Below are 21,009 nucleotides of genomic sequence, written 5' to 3'. Positions count from 1 at the left end.
TGTGCGACCGGTTCCGGGTGACTCCCCCGTCACCCTCCAAGATTCATCGTAGGTTTCGAGACAAAGAACGGCGGCGACGAGATGCGGCTGCGCGCACTGCTGGACACCGACGCGCTGGGCCTGCGGCTGCTCGGCGGCGAGGACGAGCTGGACCGCTCGGTACGCGGTGTCATGACCACCGACCTGCGCGACCCGAGCCGCTACCTCTCCGGCGGCGAGCTGGTGCTCACGGGGCTGGCCTGGCGCAGGGACGCCGACGACTCCGAGCCGTTCGTCCGCATCCTCGTGCAGGCCGGCGTGGCGGCTCTCGCGGCCGGTGAGGCCGAGCTGGGCGATGTGCCGGACGACCTGGTGCTGGCCTGCGCGCGGCACCGGCTGCCGCTGTTCGCGGTGCACGAGTCGGTGGCGTTCGCGACGATCACCGAGCATGTCGTGCGGCAGGTCTCCGGCGAGCGGGCCGGCGACCTGGCGGCCGTGGTGGACCGGCACCGCCGGATGATGACCTCGGGCCCGGCGGGCGGCGGCCCGGACGTGGTCCTGGACCTGCTCGGCTCCGACCTGGACCTGCGCGCCTGGGTGCTCTCCCCGACCGGCCGGCTGATCGCGGGCTCGAAGGTCGCGGGCCCGGTGCTGCCCGCCGAGATCTGCGCGAAGCTGGCCGCCGAGCACCTGGCCGCGACGCGCACCGGCCGGCGCGGCCCGCACCGTGTCCTGCTCGGCGGGGCGACGTACTCGCTCTTCCCGGTCCGCTCCTCCGGCCGCTCCTCGCAGGCTTCCCGGGACGTGCGCGAGACGGTCCTGTCGGACTGGCTGCTGGCCGTCGAGGCGGACGCCGGCGACTGGCCGGAGGAGCGGCTGGATCTCCTCCAGGGGGTCACGCAGCTGATCTCGGTCGAGCGGGACCGCCGGGACGCGGCCCGCACGGTGCGGCGCCGGCTCGCCCAGGAAGTGCTGGAGCTGGTCCAGACGGGCGCCGCGCCCGCCGAGATCGCGGCCCGTCTGAGGGTCGCCGCGCCGGTCCTGCTGCCCGGCCTGGGGGCGGCCCCGCACTGGCAGGTCGTCGTGGCGCGCGTGGAGTGGGAGGGCGAGGAGGTCGAGGGCGGCCCGGTCGCCCAGTCGCTCCTGGAGGAAGTGCTGGTCGACCCGCTGGCGACCGGACCGGAGCCCTCGGACCGGATCGCGGTCGCGCACACGGGCGACGAGGCGATCGCCCTGGTCCCGTTGCCCGCCGTCTCCGCCGAGCACGACGGTTCGGAGAGCGGTCTGCTGGCCGATTCCCTGCTGCAGTCGGTGCGGGAGCCGCTGTCGGCGGGCCTGGACGACGACGGGCGGCTCACCCTCGGCGTCAGCGCGGCCGTGCACTCCGCGGAGGGGCTGCGCGGCGCCCTGGAGGAGGCCCGGCACGCCCGCCGGGTCGCCGCGGCCCGCCCCGGCCGGGTCTGCGCGGCCGGCCACCAGGAACTGGCCTCGCACGTCCTGCTGCTCCCGTTCGTGCCCGACGACGTCCGCCGCGCCTTCACGGCGCGCCTCCTCGACCCCCTGAAGGACTACGACCGCCGTCACCGGGCCGAACTGATTCCGACCCTGGAGGCGTTCCTCGACTGCGACGGCTCCTGGACCCGCTGCGCCACCCGTCTCCACCTGCACGTCAACACGCTGCGCTACCGGGTGGGGCGGATCGAGCAGTTGACGGGACGGGACCTGTCGCGCCTGGAGGACAAGCTGGATTTCTTCCTGGCACTGCGCATGAGCTGAGGTCAGCGGGGGCGTGAGGCGGCCAAACCCGGTCACGCCCACACCCCGCCACTTTGTGAAATCTTTCACCCACCCTCTTGGCCCGGCCCCGCGATTGGTGCTGGAATGCCGCCACCACTCAACAGCTCGATGGCGTGCTCGGGGAGGGCAACGTGGCGCATCCCGCCATGTCTGGTAACGGAACGACCGCCGGTGACGATCCTCTCCAGACCGCGGTATGGCGGTTGCGCTCGCGGGCCTGCTGGGCCGACGCGGCGGCCCTGCTGCCGGGCGACACCCCGGCGACGGCGTTGCAGCGGGCCGTCCTGCTGGCCGAGCGGTGCCTGTACACCGAGCGGGGCTGGGAGGAGGCCGAGGACGCCCTGCGGACGGCGGAGGCGCTCGCGCACAGCGACGAGGAGCGGGGCGCGGCGGCCTGTGAACGCGGCCAACTCGCCTACGCGGCAACGCTGCACGGGGTGCGCGACCGGGCGGACGAGGCGCGGGCCGCGCTGGGCCGGGCGGCGGCGCTGATCCCTCCGGGGGCGTCCGGGCGGGCCCTGCTGGACTTCCGCCGGGGGCTGCTCGCCGAGAACCTGAGCCGCTCGCCGCAGGCTGCTCGCGCCGCCTACCGCCGGGCACACGCGGGGGCCGCCGCGCACGCCGACCCGCTGCTGCTGTCCTTCACCTGGCGTCATCTGGCCGGACTCGCCCTGCGTGACGGCGAGTTGACCGAGGCGCGGCACGGGTTCGCCGAATCCCTGCGGATCCGGGAGGAGTTGGGCTACCTGGTGGGTACGGCCCCGGCGCTGGCCTCCCTGGCCGACGCGGAGTCCGAACCGGAGGCGAGTCGCCTCCGCGAGGAGGCCCGGCGCCTGTTCCGGCTGCTGGGGGGCGTGCCGACGTGGCTGGCCCGCCAGTTGGCACCACCGGCGCCGGGGGCGGCCACGGCCTAGGGGTTTCGTTCGGATCAGCCGACCTGATCCGAACGAAACCCCCTGGTGACGCGGACGGACGGGCCGCCCTTCGCCTGCCGGCCCGGCGGAGGGCTACCGGCGGGCGGCTCGTCGAGCGCTCAGGGGCGTGTGGAAGCGCGCGACCGGCCACGAGGGACCCGCACCCGGGCGACGGCAGGGGCCCCTGCGGCGGCGACCCGGCCCCCGCACGGCCGCGTCACAGGGCGCCCGTTCAGCCGGCGCCGGCGAAGTGCTCGCCCACCAGCCCCCGCACCACGTCCACGTCCCGCGCGATCAGCGCCTCCAGCAGGGCCATGTGCTCCGCCGCGTCCGCGACCAGGTCGGCCCGCCCGTGCCGCACGGGGCCGCCGACCAGCGGCCACTGCGAGCGCCGGTGCAGGTCCTCGGCGATCCGGACCAGCTGCTCGTTGCCCGACAGGGACAGCAGCGCCCCGTGGAACGCGCGGTCGGACTCCGCGTACGTCGCCGGGCAGCCGGAGGCAGCCGCACGCACCGTCTCCTCGGCGAGCGGACGCAGCCCGGCCCACCGCTCGGCCGGCACGGTCCGGGCGAGCCGCAGCATGACCGGCACCTCGATGAGCGCCCGGACCTCGGCCAGCTCGCCCAGCTCGCGTGCTCCCCGCTCGACGACCCGGAAGCCGCGGTTGGGCACCACCTCGACGGCGCCCTCCAGCGCGAGCTGCTGCATGGCCTCCCGTACCGGCGTGGCCGAGACACCGAAGCGCTCGCCGAGGACCGGCGCCGAGTACACCTCGCCCGGCTTCAGCTCACCGGCCACCAGCGCGGTGCGCAACGCGTCCAGGATCTGCCCGCGCACCGAGGACCGCTGCACCGTGGGCCGCGGCCCGGGTAGGGGACGCTCGGCGTGCGTGTGCTCACCCCGCACGCCGTGCGTCGAGGTGTCCCGCTCGCGGACACCGTCCAGGGCGTCCGCCGCGCGCTGCTGGGCGGGCACCCGGGCCGGCACGCCCCGGCCCTCCGCGATCCCCGCCCCGGCGGAGCCCTGCACGCCCTGCTTCACGGGTCCTCCTGGCGGCATGTCGGTACTTGGGGTCATTAACGACGGCTTGTCGCTTGTCCGTCAAGCACCTTAGGCGTACCGGACAGTAGTTCAAACTCCACGAAGGGCGGGTAAGGTTAGCCTTACCTGCACAGTCCAGCCCGCGATCACGGATCGGTGGTCCCGCCATGCCCGCTGCGGCCTCGCCGTTCACCGCCGCCTACGAACGCCTCGGCGCGGCCTACCCCGGCCTCACCGTGACCGAGTCGGCCCCGGACGGACCCGCGCCCCGCGGCGGCGGCTGGGTCGCCGCCGCCGGGCTCGCGGCGGGCGACGCCGCGCTGGACGCCTTCCTGGCCTGGGACGAGGCCCAGGTGCTGCGGGACTACGGACGGCGGGCCCGCCCGGACGTCGTCGCCAGCTTCGGCCTGCACCGCTACGCCTGGCCCGCCTGCCTGCTGATCACCGTCCCGTGGTTCCTGCACCGCCGGGTGCCGCGGCTGCCCGTGACGCACGTCTCGTACGACCGCGCCGCCGGCCGCATGACCGTACGCCGCCCCGTCTCGTTCGCCTGCCTGCCGGGCGACCCGGCGGCCGCGCTGCCCGGCGCCGTCGTCGTACGGGACGAGGAGGCGCTGCGGGCGGAGGTGCGGGCGGCCGTCGCCGAGCACCTGGAGCCGGTGCTCGAGGCTTTCGGGCCGCGGATGCGGCGGCGCGGGCGGGCCCTGTGGGGCATGGCGACCGACGAGGTCGTGGAGGGGCTGTGGTACGTCGCCCATCTGCTCGGGGAGGACGAGGAACGGCGGGCCGTACGGGAACTGGAGCTGCTGCTGCCCGGCGCCACCAGGCCCTACGCCGGCTCCGCCGCGTTCCGGGTGCTGACCGGGCCGGACGGCGAGCCGCTGCCCACCCGGGACCGGGCCAGCTGCTGCATGTTCTACACCGTGCGCCCCGAGGACACCTGCGCCACCTGCCCGCGCACCTGTGACAGCGACCGGATCGCCAAACTCTCGTCCGCCGCCGCTTGAGGGGCCGTCAGGGCGGGAGCACCGGCGGGCGTCCACTAGGATCGGCGCGATCGGGCCGCCCGTCCGCGGACAGGACTCGGATCCGACGGACAGTTTGTTCACCACTTCCTCACCCGTCGCGGGAACTTTCCGAGGAACCACCCGTACGGGTAGTCTTATTCGAACTCAACTCCCGCCCCTCATGCGGCAGTTCGAGCAGAACGCCGCCCTGGGCATCCCCTTGCGCTTTCTTGGCGGCCTCTTGCCCCGAAACCCCCTGAGGGCCGTCGGGAGTGGGCCACTATGGCGGGCGTTACGCCCTATCCCAATGCAAGGGACCCCTGATGAGATTGACCGACATATCGCTGAACTGGCTGCTTCCGGGCGCCGTGCTGCTCCTGGGGATGCTGGCGGCGGTGGCGGTGCTCGCGCGCGGCAAGCGCTCCTCCGGGGAGAAAGCGAGCGCGGACGACTCGTGGGAGCGCAGCGAGGAGCGCCGCAGGCGCAAGGAGGCCATCTACGGCACCGCCTCCTATGTGCTGCTGTTCTGCTGTGCCGCGGTGGCGGCAGCCCTGTCCTTCCACGGCCTGGTCGGCTTCGGCGAGCAGAACCTCGGGCTGACCGACGGCTGGCAGTACCTGGTGCCGTTCGGGCTGGACGGTGCGGCGATGTTCTGCTCCGTGCTCGCGGTGCGCGAGGCCAGCCACGGTGACGCGGCCCTCGGCTCCCGGATACTCGTGTGGATGTTCGCCGCGGCGGCGGCCTGGTTCAACTGGGTGCACGCCCCCCGCGGAGCGGGTCACGCCGGTGCGCCGCAGTTCTTCTCCGGTATGTCGCTCTCGGCGGCCGTGCTGTTCGACCGTGCGCTGAAGCAGACCCGCCGGGCCGCGCTGCGTGAGCAGGGCCTGGTGCCGCGTCCGCTGCCGCAGATCCGGATCGTGCGCTGGGCGCGGGCCCCCCGCGAGACCTACCGGGCCTGGTCGCTGATGCTCCTGGAGGGCGTGCGCAGCCTCGACGAGGCGGTCGAGGAGGTCCGCGAGGACAAGCGGCAGAAGGACGAGACCCGCCAGCGGCGGCGCGACCAGCAGCGCGTGGAGCGCGCCCAGCTGAAGGCCATCAGCCGGGGCCACCGCGGCTTCATCGGCCGGGCCGACCGGCAGGTCGAGGTACAGGCGGTCGAGCGCGGGGCCGCTCCCGCAACCGCGGAGCCTGCCATATCCACCGCGGAGCAGCTGCCCGTACGCCCTCGGCCCTCCCTGCAGCCGGTCCGCGGCGGATCTGAACCGGTGACCGTCGACCTCACCGCGGAGGACGACACCATGGCCCTGCCGCGCCTGGACTCCCTCGAGCGCAAACTGAAGGACCTGGAGAAGCAGTTCGGCTGACCCTCCGGTGGCCCCGGAGGACGGGGCGACCGCCGGACCTCACGGGACGGGGGCGTGACGACACGGGTCACGCCCCCGTCCCGTTCCCGTCTCCACCGCTCGTCCCGCCGCCGGCCGGCCGGGCCGTCGCGCTCAGGCCGCCTCGGCGCCGAGTTCGAACCACACCGACTTGCCCACCCCGTGCGGCCGTACGCCCCAGGCGTCCGCCAGGGACTGCACCAGCATCAGGCCCCGGCCGTGGGTGTCGTCATCGGAGTCCGGGCCGCGTAGCTCGGGTCTGTGGGCCACGAAGTCCCTTACCTCCACCCGCAGTCCGCCGGGTTCCACGACGGCCGTCAGCACGGCGTCGTCGTCGGTGTGGACGATCGCGTTGGTGACCAGTTCGCTGGTGAGCAGTTCGGCTATCTCCGAGCGGCCCGGCTTGCCCCAGTGCCGCAGCAGTTCACGCAGCTCCCGGCGAGCCTCCGGCACCGCCCTGAGATCCGCCCGGCCCAGCCTGCGCCGGAGCCGGTGCGCGTGTTCCGTGATGGTGTCGGTCTCTTCCCCCGTTTTCGCCGAGGAGGCCCCGATGACCACGGGACCGCCCCCTCGCGCCTGCCTCTTCATGACCCCCGCCCGCACGCCGCCGGTCCCTGCCCCTCCTGGTCGAACACGTTCACGGGGGATGCTTGCCCAGCGGGCTCACAGGCAGTCATCGCGGATGCCCGATGACCGGCGGTTCGGCCACAGTGACAGGGCACCGCACCCCGTCGGGGAACCGGTGACCCCCCGCACCACGGACTCTCCGACCACCGCTGGGCGCCACTGACGCCCCGGGAAGACAGCGCAGCTGCGCCCGGCACGGGCGGTCGGCATACCGTCACGCGTCGTGAAACTGGCCGAAATCCGCTCCCCCGCGAGGGGCTCTAGGGGCGTGGCACGTTGCGGAGGTTGGAGCGGGCCATCTGGAGCATGCGGCCGACGCCGCCGTCCAGCACGATCTTCGAGGCGGACAGCGCGAACCCGGTGACCATGTCGGCGCTGATCTTCGGCGGGATGGACAGGGCGTTGGGATCGGTGACGATGTCCACCAGGGCCGGGCCCTTGTGCCGGAAGGCGTCCTTGAGGGCCCCGGCGAGCTGCTTGGGCTTCTCCACCCGCACCCCGTGGGCACCGCAGGCACGGGCGACCGCGGCGAAGTCGGGGTTGGTGTTCGTGGTGCCGTAGGAGGGCAGGCCCGCCACCAGCATCTCCAACTCGACCATGCTGAGGGAGGAGTTGTTGAACAGCACGACCTTGACGGGCAGGTCGTACTGCACGAGCGTCAGGAAGTCGCCCATCAGCATGGAGAACCCGCCGTCACCGGACATGGAGACCACCTGCCGGCGCCGGTCGGTGAACTGCGCACCGATCGCCATGGGCAGCGCGTTCGCCATCGAACCGTGGGAGAACGAACCGATGACCCGGCGGCGGCCGTTGGGCGAGATGTACCGGGCGGCCCACACATTGCACATGCCGGTGTCGACCGTGAACACGGCGTCGTCGGCGGCGACCTCGTCGAGGACGGCGGCCACGTACTCGGGGTGGATCGGGACGTGCTTGTCGACCTTGCGCGTGTACGCCTTGACCACGCCCTCCAGCGCGTCGGCGTGCTTCTTCAGCATCTTGTCGAGGAACCGCCGGCTGGTCTTCTCCTTCACCCGCGGGATCAGACAGCGCAGTGTCTCGCGGACGTCCCCCCACACGGCGAGGTCGAGCCGGGAGCGGCGGCCGAGCACCTCGGGCCGTACGTCGACCTGGGCGATCTTCACGTCGTCGGGCAGGAAGGCGTTGTACGGGAAGTCGGTGCCGAGCAGGATCAGCAGGTCGCACTCGTGGGTGGCCTCGTAGGCCGCGCCGTAGCCGAGCAGCCCGCTCATGCCGACGTCGTAGGGGTTGTCGTACTGGATCCACTCCTTGCCGCGCAGGGCGTGCCCCACGGGGGACTTGACCAGTTCCGCGAACCGCATGACCTCGGCGTGCGCGCCGGCCGTACCGCTGCCGCAGAACAGGGTGACCTTGTCGGCCTCGTCGATCATCCGCACGAGCTTGTCGATCTCGGTGTCACCGGGGCGGACGGTGGGCCGGGAGGTGACGAGGGCGCTCTGGGCGGCCTTCTCCGGGGCGGGTTCGGCGGCGATGTCGCCCGGCAGGGAGACCACGCTGACGCCGCTCTGGCCGACCGCGTGCTGGATGGCGGTCTGCAGCAGCCGGGGCATCTGCTTGGGGCTGGAGATCAGCTCGCTGTAGTGGCTGCACTCCTGGAAGAGCCGGTCGGGGTGGGTCTCCTGGAAGTAGCCGAGGCCGATCTCGCTGGAGGGGATCTGGGAGGCGAGGGCGAGCACGGGGGCCATGGAGCGGTGGGCGTCGTAGAGCCCGTTGATCAGGTGCAGGTTGCCCGGGCCGCAGGAGCCGGCGCAGGCCGCCAGCTTGCCGGTGATCTGGGCCTCGGCACCGGCCGCGAAGGCGGCGGTCTCCTCGTGGCGTACGTGGATCCAGTCGATGGCGGAGTTGCGGCGGACGGCGTCCACGACCGGGTTGAGGCTGTCGCCGACGACGCCGTACATACGGCGCACCCCGGCGCGTACGAGGATGTCGACGAACTGCTCGGCAACGTTCTGTTTGGCCATGGTCTCTCGTCTGCCCCTCAGATCTGCCCGAATCCCTCCGGCGGTCCCGGGCTCGGTGAATTCACCTTCCATGAATCCACAGGGGCAGCGGTTACGCCTCCCAAACGGCCGCCGCCGTACGGTCGTCGGCGTAGCCCTTCACCCGCACCTGGGCGTCGGCGAGGAACGCGGCGAGGCCGGGCGCGGCCCGGCCGGACCAGCGGCGGGCCAGGTAGGCGCAGAGGGCGGGCTCGCCGCGCAGCGGGTCGGCCAGGCCGGTGGTGCACATCACCAGCGCATCACCCGGGCGGGCTACCGAGGCGCGGAAACGGAACGGTTCACGGGGCGGCTTCGGCGCCGGTTCGTAGGGGCTCGGCGGTGTCGGGATGCCGAGGTCCAGGGTGAGCCGGTCGCCCTCGAGGGTCTCCGCCGGGGGCGAGCCGAAGCCGACGACCGGCGCGCCGGTGGTCCCGGCGGGTGGCACATCGGGCTCGATGTCCTGCCATGCGCCGTCCCGCAGCCGGAACAGGCCGCCGTCACCGACGCCGAAGAACACGCGCGTACGGCAGTCCGGGTCGGCGGGCAGCAGCAGACAGCGCAGGCTCGCCGTGTACTCCTCCGGGTCGGCGCCCTGCTCGGCGGCGCTCGCCCGGAGCCTGCCGAGGCTGCGGTCGGTCAGGCGGTGCAGGCCGGACTTGAGGTCGCCGCGCCGGGCCGCCCGGATGTCCCGCACCAGCCGCTGATGGCTGCTGCCCACGGCTCGCCCGATCCACCGGCACGCCTCGGTCGCCACCAGGTGCGCCCCCGGTGTGGCCCGCGCGCCGGTCGCCATCGCGACGAGGACGAGCGCCTGCTCCCCGCTGCCGAACCGGGCGGTGAGCAGCGCGTCCCGGCGCGGCTCGCCCCGGTACCGCGCGGAGTCCCCGCGCAGCGACACCGCTCGCAGGGTGCAGGCCCCGTACCGGGCGCCGTCCAGCACGGTGTCGGAGACCAGTTCCCCGAGCCCGTCGGGATCTGCGGCCGGGAGCGCGGTGGGCTCGGGGTCGTAGGTCGGGGGTCCGGAGCCCACGTAGTCGATGGAGGCGGGGGGCGGCTCCGGGGAGCGGGAACGGGCGGAGCCGGTGGGCTCGGGCGAGGAAGGCTCGCCCGACGCGACGGGCTCCGTGCGCGCGGGCCGCTCGGCGGGGGCCGGGGCCGGTGGCGGCTCGGGAGGCGCGGCCGGCGGCGGCTCGTGCGCCGGGGCCCGGGGCGGCTGTGCGAGTCCCGTGGTCCGGCGCGGATCGGCGGGGGCTGCGGGCACGGCCCGTCCGGCCGGCGGACCGGGAGCCGGGGCCGGAGCGGTGCGTTGCGCGGGAACCGCCGGTTCCGGGGGCCCCGGTCTCACCTCACCACCACCGCCGTCGTCGCCGTCGTAGCCGTCGCCGTCGCCGTCGTAGCCGTCGCCGTCGCCGTCGTAACCCTCGTCGTCCGGCTCGCCGGGTCCCGTGTCGTGACGCCCCGGCGCCTCACCCGGTCCTCCCGCCACCGTGTTCTTCGCCGAGGCGAAGCGGTCGTCCAGGGAATCCGGCGCGGCCGTGGGACCCGTGTCCGTGGTGGAGTCGTCGTACAGCTGCCCCCACCAGTCGTCCTCATGACGGGCGGGCCTTCCCCCCTGCTGGCTCATGCCGGTAATTGTCCACCGCACGGGCCGTAGGAAAACGGGGCATCAGGAAAATCCGGCGCGCCCGCCCCCCTCGAACGGCGTGTCGGGTGAACGAGTGAACATCCGTACGAGAGGCGGTGGATGGCCGCCGGGCGGCCCCACCCCCCACGGGAGGACCGCCCGGCGACGTGTGAAGCGACCCGGCACCGGTTCGAACGGCCGGATCTTGGCTTGGTTTCCTGGGAGACGCGGCTGGGGGCCTTGAGCACGGCGGCGCGTCCTGCGGTGCTGCCACCTTGGCAGAGTGACCGCCGGTACGGCGATGATGTCCTGCGGCGGGTTTGCGCCGTGGCCGGTTTCCGCCACGGTGCACCGTTTTCGCGGGCCGATGCAAGGGGAGGGACGCAGGTCGATGCTGGCGGCGATAGGGCTGGACGAGACGCACGAGGCGGCATACCGGGTGCTGGTGTCCATGGGCGCCGCCGAGGTGGCCGATCTGGCCCGGCGCCTGACGCTGGCCGAGCAGGACACCGAGCGGGCGCTGCGCCGGCTGGAGCGGCAGGGGCTCGCCGCCCGGTCCTCGGCGCGGCCGGGCCGCTGGGTGGCGGCCCCGCCCGGGGTGGCGCTGGGCGCGCTGCTCACCCAGCAGCGGCACGAGCTGGAGAAGGCGGAGCTGACGGCGGCGCTGCTCGCGGAGGAGTACCGGGCGACGGCGGCCGAACCGGCGGTGCACGACCTGGTGGAGGTGGTGACCGGCGCCCCGGCGGTGGCCCAGCGCTTCCTTCAGTTGCAGCTGGGGGCCGCCGAGGAGGTGTGCGCGCTGGTCACCGGCAAGCCGATGGTCGTCTCCGGGATGGAGAACGACGCGGAGGAGCAGGCCGCCGGGCGCGGGGTGCGCTACCGGGTGGTGGTCGAGCGGGCGGTGCTGGACCTGCCGCACGGGCTGACCGAGCTGACGGCGGCGCTCGGCCGGGACGAACAGGTACGTGTGGTGGACCGGGTGCCGACGAAACTGGTGGTGGCCGACCGCTCGCTCGCGATGGTGCCGCTGACCGCGCGGAGCGCGGAGCCGGCCGCGCTGGTGGTGCATGCCAGCGGGCTGCTGGAGCTGCTGGCCGGGCTGTTCGAGTCGGTGTGGCGGGAGGCGCTGCCGCTGCGCCTGGGCGCCTCCGCGCCGGCCGAGGAGCAGCCGGACGCCCCCGACACCACTGATCTGGAGGTGCTGTCGCTGCTGCTCGCCGGGCTGACCGACGCGAGCGTGGCCAAACAGCTCGACCTGGGCCTGCGGACCGTGCAGCGCCGGGTGAAGCGGCTGATGGAGCTGGCCGGGGCGACGACCCGGCTGCAACTGGGCTGGCACGCCCACGACCGGGGCTGGGTGGCCCGGGACGCACCCCGCTGACCGCCGCTGCGCTGCGCCGAACCTGTTGACCTGCCGTTTCTTCCGGTGTCCGGCACTCTGGGCAGATGGGAGCGTGGGAACTCCTGCTGGTCGGCGTGGTGATCGCGCTCGGCCTGTGCGGAGTGCTGGTGCCCGGCGTACCGGGGTCGTGGCTGGTGTGGGCCGCGGTGCTGTGGTGGGCGCTGAAGGACCCTCGGCCGGTGGCCTGGAGCGTGCTGGTGGGGGCCACCGCGGTGCTGTTGCTGTCCCTGGTGGTGCGCTGGGCGCTCCCCCCGCGCCGCCTGCGGCAGAGCGGCGCCACACCCCGGATGGGGGTGTACGCGGGCGCCGGGGCGTTCCTCGGCTTCGTCCTGGTGCCGGTGGTGGGCGCGCTGCCGGGCTTCCTGGCCGGGATCTACCTGTACGAGCGGCTGCGGCTGGGCGGGCACGGCGAGGCCATGGCCGGGCTGCGCACGGCGATGCGGGCGGGCGGCTCCAGCGTGCTGACGGAACTCTTCGCGTGCCTGCTGATCGCGGGGGCGTGGCTGGGGGCGGTGGTGTGGGCGTGAGCGGCGCCTGACCGGCGACCGGGCCGTGGGCGGGACCGGGGGGCTCACCGGTGCCGAAGCGGGGAGACGGGTGTCGGGGTCGGCCGGCCGGGACGGGTCGAAGGGCGCCCGGAGTCCGCGTGCCGGGTGGAGGCCGCCCACGGTTCGCGTGCCAGGACCAGGCGCACGGCGTCGGCGACGGCCGTCATGCCCGCGTCGTTGAAGTGCAGGTGGTCACCGGGGTCGTAGCCCGGCAGGATGCGGGTGGGGTCGGCCGGGTCGCGTACGGCGGCGTCGGCGTCGGCCACCGCGTCGAAGGCGCCGTCCCCGCGGATGAAGGCGTTCACCCGCTGCCGTACGGCCTCGCCGGTGTCCGTGTAGGCGGGATAGCCCCGGTACGGGGTGAGGGTCACGCCGACGACCCGGATGCCGCGGGCGTGGGCGCGGGCGACGAGGGTGCGGTACGCGTCGGCGTAGGCGGCGGCATCGCTCGCCTGCGGGGTGCCCTTGATGTCGTTGATGCCCTCGAAGACGACCACGGCACGCACCCCCGCCCGGTCCAGGGCGTCGGCGTCCAGGCGGGCGAGGGCGCTGGGACCGCTGCCGTCGCGCAGCAGACGGTTGCCGGAGATCCCGGCGTTGAGCACGCCCAGCCGTCCGGCGCGCAGCCGCTCGGCGAGCCGGTCGGGCCAGCGGTGGTTGGCGTCGGGGGTGGAACCGTTGCCGTCGGTGAGGGAGTCGCCGAACGCCACGACGCTGCCCCGGGCGTCCCCGCGGACGTCGACGCCGGTGACGTAGTACCAGCGGCTGATCGTCTTCGTGTACGCGGCGCCGTTCTCGTCGGCGGCCCGTCCCTCGCCGGCGGGGGCCACGTAGCTGGTCTGCAGGGCGGTGTGGTGGTAGGTGGCGGGCCCGCTGTCGCCGGGTGTGTACACGGTGACGAGGAGGTCGGCGGCGGCCGGCACGGTCAGCGGCACCGGGTCGGAGACCGTGTCCTGGCCCGGTGGGACGGTGACGGTGGGGGCGCCGTGGAAGGTGACGGCGCGCAGGGTGCCGGGCGCGGCGTCCGGCCCGGCCGCCCGGCGCAGGGCGACGGTGACCTCGCCGAGGTACAGGGGCGCGGTGCCGAGGCGGTTGCCGAGCCGGATCCGCACCGCGCTGCCGCCGACGCTGAGGTGGACGACGTTGCGGACGGCGGCGCCGGGCAGTGCGGGCGCGGTTCCCGAGGGCGCGGTCTCCCAACTGCCCGTCCAGCGCGCGGACGCCGGCTCGGCCACCGCCGTCGCCGTCGTACCCGGCAGCGTCGCCAGCAGCAGGACCCCGAGGGCCCGTCGGACCTTGGCCATGTGTGCGCCGCCCTTCCCCGTGGTTCGTCGGAGGCGACCGTGCCACACGGGCGGGCCGCGCCGACGGAACATCGACGCCGGTCCACCCGCTCGGCGCAACCGGGGATTGGGGCGGCGGCCGTAGGCCCCACACCACTTGGGGCGTATCCGAGCGAGGAGGGGATCCGCGTCCGTCCGCACCGGGTGTACGGCCAGGGGCTGGAGGAGTCCTAGGTGAGCACGCCCTCCAGGGTCAGCAGCCGGACCTTGCGCTCGAGTCCGCCCGCGTAACCCGTCATCGAGCCGTCCGCGCCGATGACCCGGTGGCAAGGGCGCACGATGAGCAGCGGGTTGGCGCCGATCGCCCCGCCGACGGCGCGGACGGCCGCGCGGGAGGCGCCGATGCGCGCGGCGATCTCGCCGTAGGTGGCGGTGGCGCCGTAGGGCACCTCGTCCAGCGCGGCCCACACCCGCTGCCGGAAGTCGGTGCCGTCGGCGCGCAACGGCAGCCGGAATTCCCTGAGTTCGCCGGTGAAGTAGGCGGCGAGCTGCTCGCCGGCCACCCGGAACGGGCCCGGATCGTGCCGCCAGTCGGCCTGGACGGCCCGCCCGCCCTTCTGCCCGGGTACGGACACCGAGGTGAGTGTCCCGTCCGCGTCGGCGGTGAGCAGCAGCGGCCCGACCGGCGCGTCCAGGCGGGTGAAGTACACGCTCGTCATCGGTTCGACTCCTCCGCCACGCGCAGGTGCTGGACGGCGTAGGACCGCCACGGCCGCCATGCGTCGGGTGCCTCCGCACCGGGCGGGGCCACGTCCGGGTCGCCGAGCGCGCGCACGCGGAGGGTCGCGACGGTGGCCGGGTCCATGCCGGGCAGGGCCAGCAGCGCCTGCTGGGCGTCGTCCCGGTCGGCGCCCGGATCCAGCCGTACGGTGCCGTCGGCGAGGGCGGCGGCGAGCGCGCCCAGCGGGCCGTCGGGCTCGGCCTCGGCGAGGACGGCCGGCTCGGGGAAGAGGTGGGTCAGGCTGCCGCAGGGCGCGTCGAGCGCCTTGCCGTACCGGCGCACCAGCTCCCGGGCGCCCTGGATGCCGGTCAGGGCGCGTACGGCGGGTTCCAGCGGGTCGACGGCGCCGGGCGAGCGCAGACCGGGCCGGGCGGCGACCAGCGGGGCGAGCCGTGGGTCGGTGCCGAGCCGCTCGTCGACGGCGTACGGGTCGGCGTCGAGGTCGAACAGGCGCCGCAGCCGCTGCACCGCGGTGGTGAGGTCCCGGGGGTCGGTGAGGTGCAGCCGCGCGTCCAGCCAGCCGCCCGGATGGGTGCCGCCGCCCGCCTTCGGTGCCCGGGTGCGCTCGGCGACGGCGACGAGCGCGGTGCCGTACGGCAGCCGCAGGGTGCGCCGGTAGGTGCGGCCGCCCGCGGTGCCGGTCACTTCCTCGACGCCCGGCACCGCCTCCCGCGCCAGCTGGTCGAAGACGGCGGCCGCCTGGTACGGGCCCCGGTACGCCAGCCGCAGGGGGATGCCCGCGCCCGGGGTGGCCCGGCGGGCGTCCCGGCCCCGTGGGGCGGCGGCGCGGACCTCGGTCGGCGTCGTGTCGTACACCTCCCGGACGGTGTCGTTGAACTGCCGCACGCTGGCGAATCCGGACGCGAAGGCGATCTCGGTGACCGGCAGGTCGGTGGTCTGCAGCAGTACCCGCGCGGTGTGCGCCCGCTGGGCCCGGGCGAGTGCCACGGGCCCGGCGCCCAGCTCGCCGGTGAGCTGCCGCTGCACCTGCCGGGCGCTGTAGCCGAGCCGCGCGGCGAGCCCGGCGACGCCCTCGCGGTCCACGACACCGTCGGCGATCAGGCGCATGGCCCGGCCGACGACGTCCGCGCGGACGTTCCACTCCGCCGAGCCGGGCACGGCGTCCGGCCGGCACCGGCGGCAGGCCCGGAAGCCGGAGCCCTGCGCGGCGGCGGCCGTCGGGAAGAACCGCACGTTGTGCCGCTTGGGCGTCACCGCCGGGCAGCTCGGCCGGCAGTAGATCCCGGTGGTCTCGACGGCGAAGAAGAACGCCCCGTCGAACCGCCCGTCCCGGCTGCGCACCGCCTCGTACCTGCTGTCTTCGTCCATCACGCTTCCAGTGTCGGACGCGGCGGCGGAAACGGGCCAGCGGAAATCGGACGTGGCGTTCCGTGGGCGGCGGCCACCCGAGCCGCCGCCCACGGTGCCCTCAGTGCCAACGCCCCCGCTTGGCCTCCATCGCCGCCTTGCCCTCCGCTCCCTTCCGCTTCCAGTCCCGCCGAAGCTCCGCGCGGGCCCTGGCATCGGTCTTGGCCACGATCCACTGGTTCTCCCGCATCAGCTTGCGGTAGCTCTCCAGCCGCCGTACCGGAAGCTCCCCGCTCTCGACGGCGGAGCACACCGCGCAGCCCGGCTCGGTCTCGTGGGCGCAGTCGTGGAAGCGGCACCGTGCGGCCAGTTCCTCGATCTCGGCGAAGACCGCCCCGACGCCGGTCTCGGCGTCGAAGAGGCCGACGCCCCGCAGTCCCGGGGTGTCGATGAGGACGCCGCCGGAGGGGAGGGCGAGCAGGTTGCGGGTGGTCGTGGTGTGCCGGCCCTTGCCGTCGACGTCCCGCGCGGCGCGGACGTCCATGACGTCGTCGCCGACGAGGGCGTTGGCCAGGGTCGACTTGCCCGCGCCGGACTGCCCGAGGAGCACGGACGTACCGGAGCCGACCAGCTCGACGAGGGTGTCGAGCCCCTCGCCGTGCAGGGCGCTGACGGTGAGCACGGGCACGCCGGGCGCGCTCGTCTCCACGTCCTGGACGAGGTGGGCCAGGGTGACCGGGTCCGGCACGAGGTCGGCCTTGGTGAGGACGACGACGGGCTGGGCACCGGACTCCCAGGCGAGGGCGAGGAAGCGTTCGACGCGTCCGAGGTCGAGTTCCACCGCGAGGGACACGGCGACGACGGCGTGGTCGACGTTGGCGGCGAGGATCTGCCCCTCGGACCGCTTGGAGGAGGTGGAGCGGACGAAGGCGGTGCGGCGCGGCAGATAGCCGCGCACGTAGCGGGGGTTGCCGCCGGGTTCGACGGCGACCCAGTCGCCGGTGCACACGACCCGCATCGGGTCGTGCGGGGTGACGAAGGCGGTGTCGGCGCGGAGGATTCCGTCCGCGGTGACGACATCGCACTGGCCGCGGTCGACCCGGACGACCCGGCCGGGCAGCAGCCCTTCGGCCGCGTAGGGGGTGAACGCTTCGGCCCAGGCGTCGTCCCAGCCGTAGGGGGACAGCGCGGAGGACACAGCAGAGGTGGAAGTCAAGGGAGACCCTTCACAAGGGTGGCCCCGGGCAGGCGCGGTCGGCGCGGTCGGATCAGCCGGTGGCCACGGAGGTGGACTTGAGGAGTTCCTGGATGAGGGCAGCGCCCAGCACAGTGACAGCCATCGGTCGACACCTCCTCGTTCTCTCTCGCGTCCGCACACACCACCTCGGCGTGCTCGCCAACTGTAGCTCTTCGGCGGGGGTTTGCGTCAAAGCATTTTCCACCGGCCGTGTGGTGCCGTACGGCCGGCTCATCCGGTCGCGCAGGGTGTCCCGTTGAGCGTGAAGTCGTAGGGCGTCCGGTTCTGGTCCTGCCGGGCGCCGATGAAGCCGAAGGACAGGGTGCCGTGGGCGGCGACGGACGTGTTGTAGTCGGCGGCGGTGGCGGTGACGCGGGAGCCGTTCTGGTCGACGGTGGCGTCCCACATCTGGCCGACCTGCTGGCCGTCGCGGAAGCTCCAGGCGAGCCGCCAGCCGGTGAGGGCCTGGTCGGTGGTGACGGTGACGGTGACCTGGAAGCCTTCGGACCACTGGCTGACCAGGTCGTAGGCGACCCGGCAGGCGGCCGCCTCGGTGGTGGCGGGGGCGTCGGTGCGGCCGGGGCGGTGGGTGGCGGAGGAGGTGCCCTGGGGTTCGGGGTCGGGTTCGCTCCGCTCGGGCGTCGGCCGTGTGCCGGTCGCGGACGGGGTGGGGGCGGGCGTGCGGCGGTCCGGGGCCGGGCCGCGGGAGGAGCGGGAGACGCCGGGGTCGGCGACGGGCCGGCGGCCGTCGTGGGCGACGGCGGTGTGGTCGCCGGAGCCGTCGAAGGGCATCAGTGACACGCCGAGCGCCAGCGCCGACAGCAGGACGGCCGCGCCGAGCAGGCCGCGCCGCAGCACCCGGGCACGGCCGCCGTCCTCCTTCGGGTCGCCGGGCTCGGGGGCGGCGGCGCCGGGGCGGCCCGCGCCGAGGCGGACCTCGGCGGCGCGGCGGCGGCGCTCCAGGTAGGCGAGGCCGCCCCAGCCGATGACTCCGCCGGCCAGCGCGGCGGGCAGTCCGCCGCCGTGCAGGCGCAGGCAGGCCGCGGCCTCGGCGCACTGCACACAGGTCGCGAGGTGCCGAGAGAGGTCGTCGGGAGTGTCGGCGGCGGACGAGCGGGTGACCGCGTCCAGCAGCCGGGCGTAGCTGCGGCACTCCGCGTCCATGGGGGTGTCCAGGTGGGCGCGGTGGCAGCGCTCCCGGAACAGGGTGCGGACCTGGTCGAGTTCGTCGGCGACGGTGGCCGGGTCCAGGCCCAGCCGGCGGGCGACGGTGGGCAGGGGCAGCGCCTCCACCTCGGCCAGCCACAGCAGCGAGGCGTCGGCCTCCTGCATGTCCCTCAGGCCGCGCAGCGCGACCGGACGCTCCAGCGGGGGGCCCGCGAACCGGGCCGCCTTGCCGGAGTTGAGCCACAGCCGCAGGTCGGGGTCGAGCCGGTGGCCCCGGCCGTCGGCCTCCCAGGTCGCCGCGGTGTCGCGTACGGCGGTGAGCAGCGCCGGTATCGTCGGCAGCCGCGCGGTGCGGCGGCCGGCGCCGCGCACATGGGTGCTCGCGGCGGCGCGGACCTCGCGCATGCCGAGCGTGAACGCCTCGGACGCCAGTTGATGGGCCGTCAGGGACCCGCTGGTGCACAGGTCCGCGTAGGAGAGCACCGCGTCCCAGCCCTCCGAGAACAGCGCGGCCTCGGTGGCGTCCTGGGGGGTCGGCAGGTCGGGCATGGGACTCCTGCATCCACGTGCGAGGTCAACTCACCAAAGGGAAAAGGGAGTTGTACGGAACCTCGCGGCAGGGCACCGAGCCTTTCACGTCCTCGACACAACTGACAAGCGGCCTGTTCACATCCGGTCACCGACCGTGGCCGGGAGGATGCGCCTGGCGATGAGCCCACGACTCCGGCATGTGGTACGGATGCCGGCGCCGTTCGGCTCATCGCCTCGGCGACCTCTTGCGCGGGATCACACCTCGGCCGGTGCCACCGCCGGTTCGCCCACCGTTTCGTCCGCGGGCAGGCTGTCCATGAAGGAGCTGACGGAGAACACCGCGCGGCCGGGCCCGGGCGGGCCGTAGCCGGGAGGCGAGGACAGCCCGAAGTCGTCCATCGTGGCCCGGTAGGCCTCCAGCAGCCGGATGTGGTACTCCAGCGGCGCGCCCTGCGGGTTGGCCTTGCCGAGCGGGGTCGTGGGCTCCGGGCACCAGGTGGTGAAGCGGGGCGTGATGCCGTGCGACATGAAGAAGCGCAGGCCCTCGGTGGTGGAGGCGATGGCCTCGTCCACCGTGGTGAAGCCGAACGGCTCCGCCATCTCCACACCGGCCACGAAGTTGGGGATCACGTTGCGCGCGCCGAACACCTCGGCGGAGTCCAGGATGCGCTTGTGCCACTCGTCCCGGCCGACGTACCGCTCCTTGCCCGGGCAGTACAGCTCGAACAGCCGCCGGTCCCACACCTCGAAGTTGGGGTGGTAGATCTGCACGCCGTAGTCCTTGAAGCGCTGCACGTCCGGCTTCGGCAGCGCCTGCGCCACCACCTTGCCGATCCAGCGGCCCGGGAAGCGCTCCTCGATGGCCTTGGCGTAGCGGCCGTAGAAGTCGGCCTCGTCCCGCCCGCCGACCGTCTTGGTGATGGCGCCGCCGGTGAGGGTGTAGGCGGTGGACGCCTTCTGGGTGTCGTACCGGTCGATGATCTCGAGGGCCTCGAGGACCTCCTCGACGTCCTTCACCCCGGTGTACGGCCGCCCGGCCGCCTTGTGCTGGCGCCAGTTGTGGTTGATGTCGCAGTACTGGCACTCCTCCTTGGCGCCGAAGTACTGGCAGACCCGGAAGACGGTCAGGTAGATCAGGTAGCCCCACTGGATGGTGGGGGCCACCTCCATCACGGACTTCCCGTTGGAGAGGGTGTGCCGGTAGTACTCGGGCATCGGCGGCACGCCGACGTCGGCGATCCGCTTCCCGTCGAGGTACAGCCCGAGCAGCCCCTCGTCGTCGGCGGCGACCCGGTAGGGCGAGGCGGGGTTCACCCGTACGGAGACCACCGTACGGCGCAGGTCGTACGGGCCGCCGGTGAGGATGATCTCCTCCGGGGGCCGGCGCAGCGCCGCCTCGCCCAGCTCGGGCAGGGTGCCGTGGTCGAAGGAGAAGATGAAGTACGACTTCGGCTTGACCTCTCCGCTCTCGTTGTCGCTGAGGGCGGATGGGTCGAAGGCGACACCACCCCGGAGCAGGTCCTCCTTGAAGACGGCCTCCCGCGGCACATGCGGGAACCGCTCCATCAGATCCTCGACCAGCGCGGTGCGACTGCCCATCCGTATGTCTCCTCCCGGCTCAGGCGTTCGCCCCTCACCGTATGCCCCCGCCTCCCGGTCAGCCGTGCCGGGTCCCCGCACGGCGCGCGATGTGTTCCGGCAGGGCGGTCCCGGCAGCCAGCGCCGGGTCCGGCTCCGGCGCGCCCCAGGTCCGGGTCAGCGGCAGAACGCCGGCCCAGAGGCCGAGGTCCGCGTCGGGTCCGTCGCCGTCCTCCGGGGCGCCGGTGCGGATCTTGACGGAGGCCTCGTGGAGCGAGAGGGCGAGGAGGGTGGTGGCGGCCAGCTCCTTGCGGTTCGGGCGGCGGGCGTACGACCACTGCCCCGGCGCGGAGTGCTCGGTGAGCCGGCGCAGGCCCTCCAGCTTCTCCGCCGGGTCGGTGACCTTGCGGGCCGTGCCGTGGATCATGGCGCTGCGGTAGTTCACACCGTGCTCGAACACGGACCGGGCGAGCACGAGTCCGTCCACGTGCGTGACGGTCACGCAGACGGGGGTGTCGCCGGCGAGGCTGCGGCCGGCCACCGATCCGTGCAGGTACAGCCACCGCTCGTCCCGCCCGTACACCGTGGGCACGACCACCGGCCGCCCGTCGACCACCACGCCCAGATGGCAGACGAATCCCGCGTCGAGGATCGCCTCCAGGTCCGCCCGGCGCAGGCTGCCCTGCTCGCGCAGGCGGCGGTGGCGGGTGCGGTCGGTGACCGGGAGGGCGGCGGGGAGCGGTTCGTCGGCCATGATCAGGAGAGTAACGATATCGTCGGG

Annotated in this window: 17 protein-coding genes; 6 read left to right on the top strand and 11 right to left on the bottom strand. The window is 74.1% G+C overall.

What is annotated here, in order from left to right:
* Window positions 1-81: 81 nt before the first annotated feature.
* Both ACZ5CW_RS21640 and ACZ5CW_RS21635 read left to right on the top strand, forming a co-directional pair.
* Window positions 82-1,755, top strand: a complete 1,674-nt coding sequence (locus tag ACZ5CW_RS21640; protein WP_468603697.1) for a PucR family transcriptional regulator — start codon at window positions 82-84, stop codon at window positions 1,753-1,755.
* Between the two features lie 167 nt (window positions 1,756-1,922).
* Window positions 1,923-2,690, top strand: coding sequence for a hypothetical protein (locus ACZ5CW_RS21635; RefSeq protein WP_468603695.1), 768 nt, complete (start codon window positions 1,923-1,925; stop codon window positions 2,688-2,690).
* A gap of 232 nt (window positions 2,691-2,922) precedes the next feature.
* On the opposite strand, the gene ACZ5CW_RS21630 is transcribed toward ACZ5CW_RS21635, so the two are convergent.
* Entirely contained in the window at window positions 2,923-3,732 is an 810-nt protein-coding gene (locus ACZ5CW_RS21630; RefSeq protein WP_468603693.1) for a GntR family transcriptional regulator, read from the bottom strand.
* Between the two features lie 167 nt (window positions 3,733-3,899).
* On the opposite strand from ACZ5CW_RS21630, the gene ACZ5CW_RS21625 reads away from it, so the two are divergent.
* Window positions 3,900-4,739 carry a (2Fe-2S)-binding protein gene (locus ACZ5CW_RS21625; protein WP_468603691.1) on the top strand — a complete coding sequence of 280 codons (840 nt, stop codon included), beginning with the start codon at window positions 3,900-3,902 and terminating at the stop codon, window positions 4,737-4,739.
* Window positions 4,740-5,062: 323 nt separating this feature from the next.
* On the top strand, window positions 5,063-6,103 hold the full coding sequence (locus ACZ5CW_RS21620) for a DUF2637 domain-containing protein (RefSeq protein ID WP_468603689.1): 1,041 nt from the start codon (window positions 5,063-5,065) through the stop codon (window positions 6,101-6,103).
* Window positions 6,104-6,235: 132 nt separating this feature from the next.
* Here ACZ5CW_RS21620 and ACZ5CW_RS21615 read toward each other — a convergent pair whose 3' ends face one another.
* The 3 genes from ACZ5CW_RS21615 to ACZ5CW_RS21605 form a co-directional block, all read right to left on the bottom strand.
* Window positions 6,236-6,679 (bottom strand): ATP-binding protein, encoded by a 444-nt coding sequence (locus tag ACZ5CW_RS21615; RefSeq protein ID WP_468603687.1) that lies wholly within the window; start codon window positions 6,677-6,679, stop codon window positions 6,236-6,238.
* 329 nt (window positions 6,680-7,008) lie between these two features.
* Complete coding sequence (locus ACZ5CW_RS21610) at window positions 7,009-8,751, bottom strand: pyruvate dehydrogenase (protein WP_468603685.1); 1,743 nt, start codon at window positions 8,749-8,751, stop codon at window positions 7,009-7,011.
* 91 nt (window positions 8,752-8,842) lie between these two features.
* Window positions 8,843-10,393 carry a protein phosphatase 2C domain-containing protein gene (locus ACZ5CW_RS21605; protein WP_468603683.1) on the bottom strand — a complete coding sequence of 517 codons (1,551 nt, stop codon included), beginning with the start codon at window positions 10,391-10,393 and terminating at the stop codon, window positions 8,843-8,845.
* Window positions 10,394-10,784: 391 nt separating this feature from the next.
* Here ACZ5CW_RS21605 and ACZ5CW_RS21600 point away from each other — a divergent pair, with 391 nt between their 5' ends.
* Both ACZ5CW_RS21600 and ACZ5CW_RS21595 read left to right on the top strand, forming a co-directional pair.
* Entirely contained in the window at window positions 10,785-11,774 is a 990-nt protein-coding gene (locus ACZ5CW_RS21600) for a helix-turn-helix domain-containing protein (protein WP_468603681.1), read from the top strand.
* 65 nt (window positions 11,775-11,839) lie between these two features.
* Entirely contained in the window at window positions 11,840-12,322 is a 483-nt protein-coding gene (locus tag ACZ5CW_RS21595; RefSeq protein WP_468603679.1) for a DUF456 domain-containing protein, read from the top strand.
* A gap of 44 nt (window positions 12,323-12,366) precedes the next feature.
* Here ACZ5CW_RS21595 and ACZ5CW_RS21590 read toward each other — a convergent pair whose 3' ends face one another.
* The 7 genes from ACZ5CW_RS21590 to ACZ5CW_RS21560 form a co-directional block, all read right to left on the bottom strand.
* Entirely contained in the window at window positions 12,367-13,647 is a 1,281-nt protein-coding gene (locus ACZ5CW_RS21590; protein WP_468603677.1) for a GDSL-type esterase/lipase family protein, read from the bottom strand.
* 209 nt (window positions 13,648-13,856) lie between these two features.
* On the bottom strand, window positions 13,857-14,345 hold the full coding sequence (locus ACZ5CW_RS21585; RefSeq protein ID WP_468603675.1) for a methylated-DNA--[protein]-cysteine S-methyltransferase: 489 nt from the start codon (window positions 14,343-14,345) through the stop codon (window positions 13,857-13,859).
* Window positions 14,342-15,736, bottom strand: coding sequence for a DNA-3-methyladenine glycosylase 2 family protein (locus ACZ5CW_RS21580; protein WP_468603802.1), 1,395 nt, complete (start codon window positions 15,734-15,736; stop codon window positions 14,342-14,344). Before ACZ5CW_RS21580 ends, ACZ5CW_RS21585 begins: the two co-directional genes overlap by 4 nt.
* A 100-nt stretch (window positions 15,737-15,836) precedes the next feature.
* Complete coding sequence (gene rsgA / locus ACZ5CW_RS21575; protein ID WP_468603673.1) at window positions 15,837-16,931, bottom strand: ribosome small subunit-dependent GTPase A; 1,095 nt, start codon at window positions 16,929-16,931, stop codon at window positions 15,837-15,839.
* A 252-nt stretch (window positions 16,932-17,183) separates the two neighbouring features.
* The gene (locus ACZ5CW_RS21570) at window positions 17,184-18,668 is read right to left on the bottom strand and encodes a cellulose binding domain-containing protein (RefSeq protein ID WP_468603671.1); all 1,485 of its coding nucleotides are present in this window, start codon (window positions 18,666-18,668) and stop codon (window positions 17,184-17,186) included.
* Between the two features lie 237 nt (window positions 18,669-18,905).
* Window positions 18,906-20,249, bottom strand: a complete 1,344-nt coding sequence (locus ACZ5CW_RS21565) for a radical SAM protein (protein WP_468603669.1) — start codon at window positions 20,247-20,249, stop codon at window positions 18,906-18,908.
* 58 nt (window positions 20,250-20,307) lie between these two features.
* Window positions 20,308-20,982: a pyridoxamine 5'-phosphate oxidase family protein gene (locus ACZ5CW_RS21560; protein WP_468603667.1), complete on the bottom strand. Its 675-nt coding sequence runs from the start codon at window positions 20,980-20,982 to the stop codon at window positions 20,308-20,310.
* Between the last annotated feature and the right edge of the window lie 27 nt (window positions 20,983-21,009).

Source organism: Streptomyces sp. NPDC031379 (assembly GCF_055569615.1).
Note: the sequence above shows the minus strand (reverse complement) of the source record. Positions and strands in the feature narration are given on the sequence as shown.

Coding starts and splice junctions, on each gene's coding strand:
- ACZ5CW_RS21600 (WP_468603681.1), top strand. CDS start 10,785: ATGCTGGCGGCGATAGGGCTGGACGAGACGCACGAGGCGGCATACCGG.
- ACZ5CW_RS21565 (WP_468603669.1), bottom strand. CDS start 20,249: ATGGGCAGTCGCACCGCGCTGGTCGAGGATCTGATGGAGCGGTTCCCG.
- ACZ5CW_RS21590 (WP_468603677.1), bottom strand. CDS start 13,647: ATGGCCAAGGTCCGACGGGCCCTCGGGGTCCTGCTGCTGGCGACGCTG.
- ACZ5CW_RS21610 (WP_468603685.1), bottom strand. CDS start 8,751: ATGGCCAAACAGAACGTTGCCGAGCAGTTCGTCGACATCCTCGTACGC.
- ACZ5CW_RS21595 (WP_468603679.1), top strand. CDS start 11,840: ATGGGAGCGTGGGAACTCCTGCTGGTCGGCGTGGTGATCGCGCTCGGC.
- ACZ5CW_RS21580 (WP_468603802.1), bottom strand. CDS start 15,736: ATGGACGAAGACAGCAGGTACGAGGCGGTGCGCAGCCGGGACGGGCGG.
- ACZ5CW_RS21635 (WP_468603695.1), top strand. CDS start 1,923: ATGTCTGGTAACGGAACGACCGCCGGTGACGATCCTCTCCAGACCGCG.
- ACZ5CW_RS21560 (WP_468603667.1), bottom strand. CDS start 20,982: ATGGCCGACGAACCGCTCCCCGCCGCCCTCCCGGTCACCGACCGCACC.
- ACZ5CW_RS21570 (WP_468603671.1), bottom strand. CDS start 18,668: ATGCCCGACCTGCCGACCCCCCAGGACGCCACCGAGGCCGCGCTGTTC.
- ACZ5CW_RS21605 (WP_468603683.1), bottom strand. CDS start 10,393: ATGAGCCAGCAGGGGGGAAGGCCCGCCCGTCATGAGGACGACTGGTGG.
- ACZ5CW_RS21640 (WP_468603697.1), top strand. CDS start 82: ATGCGGCTGCGCGCACTGCTGGACACCGACGCGCTGGGCCTGCGGCTG.
- ACZ5CW_RS21620 (WP_468603689.1), top strand. CDS start 5,063: ATGAGATTGACCGACATATCGCTGAACTGGCTGCTTCCGGGCGCCGTG.
- ACZ5CW_RS21625 (WP_468603691.1), top strand. CDS start 3,900: ATGCCCGCTGCGGCCTCGCCGTTCACCGCCGCCTACGAACGCCTCGGC.
- ACZ5CW_RS21585 (WP_468603675.1), bottom strand. CDS start 14,345: ATGACGAGCGTGTACTTCACCCGCCTGGACGCGCCGGTCGGGCCGCTG.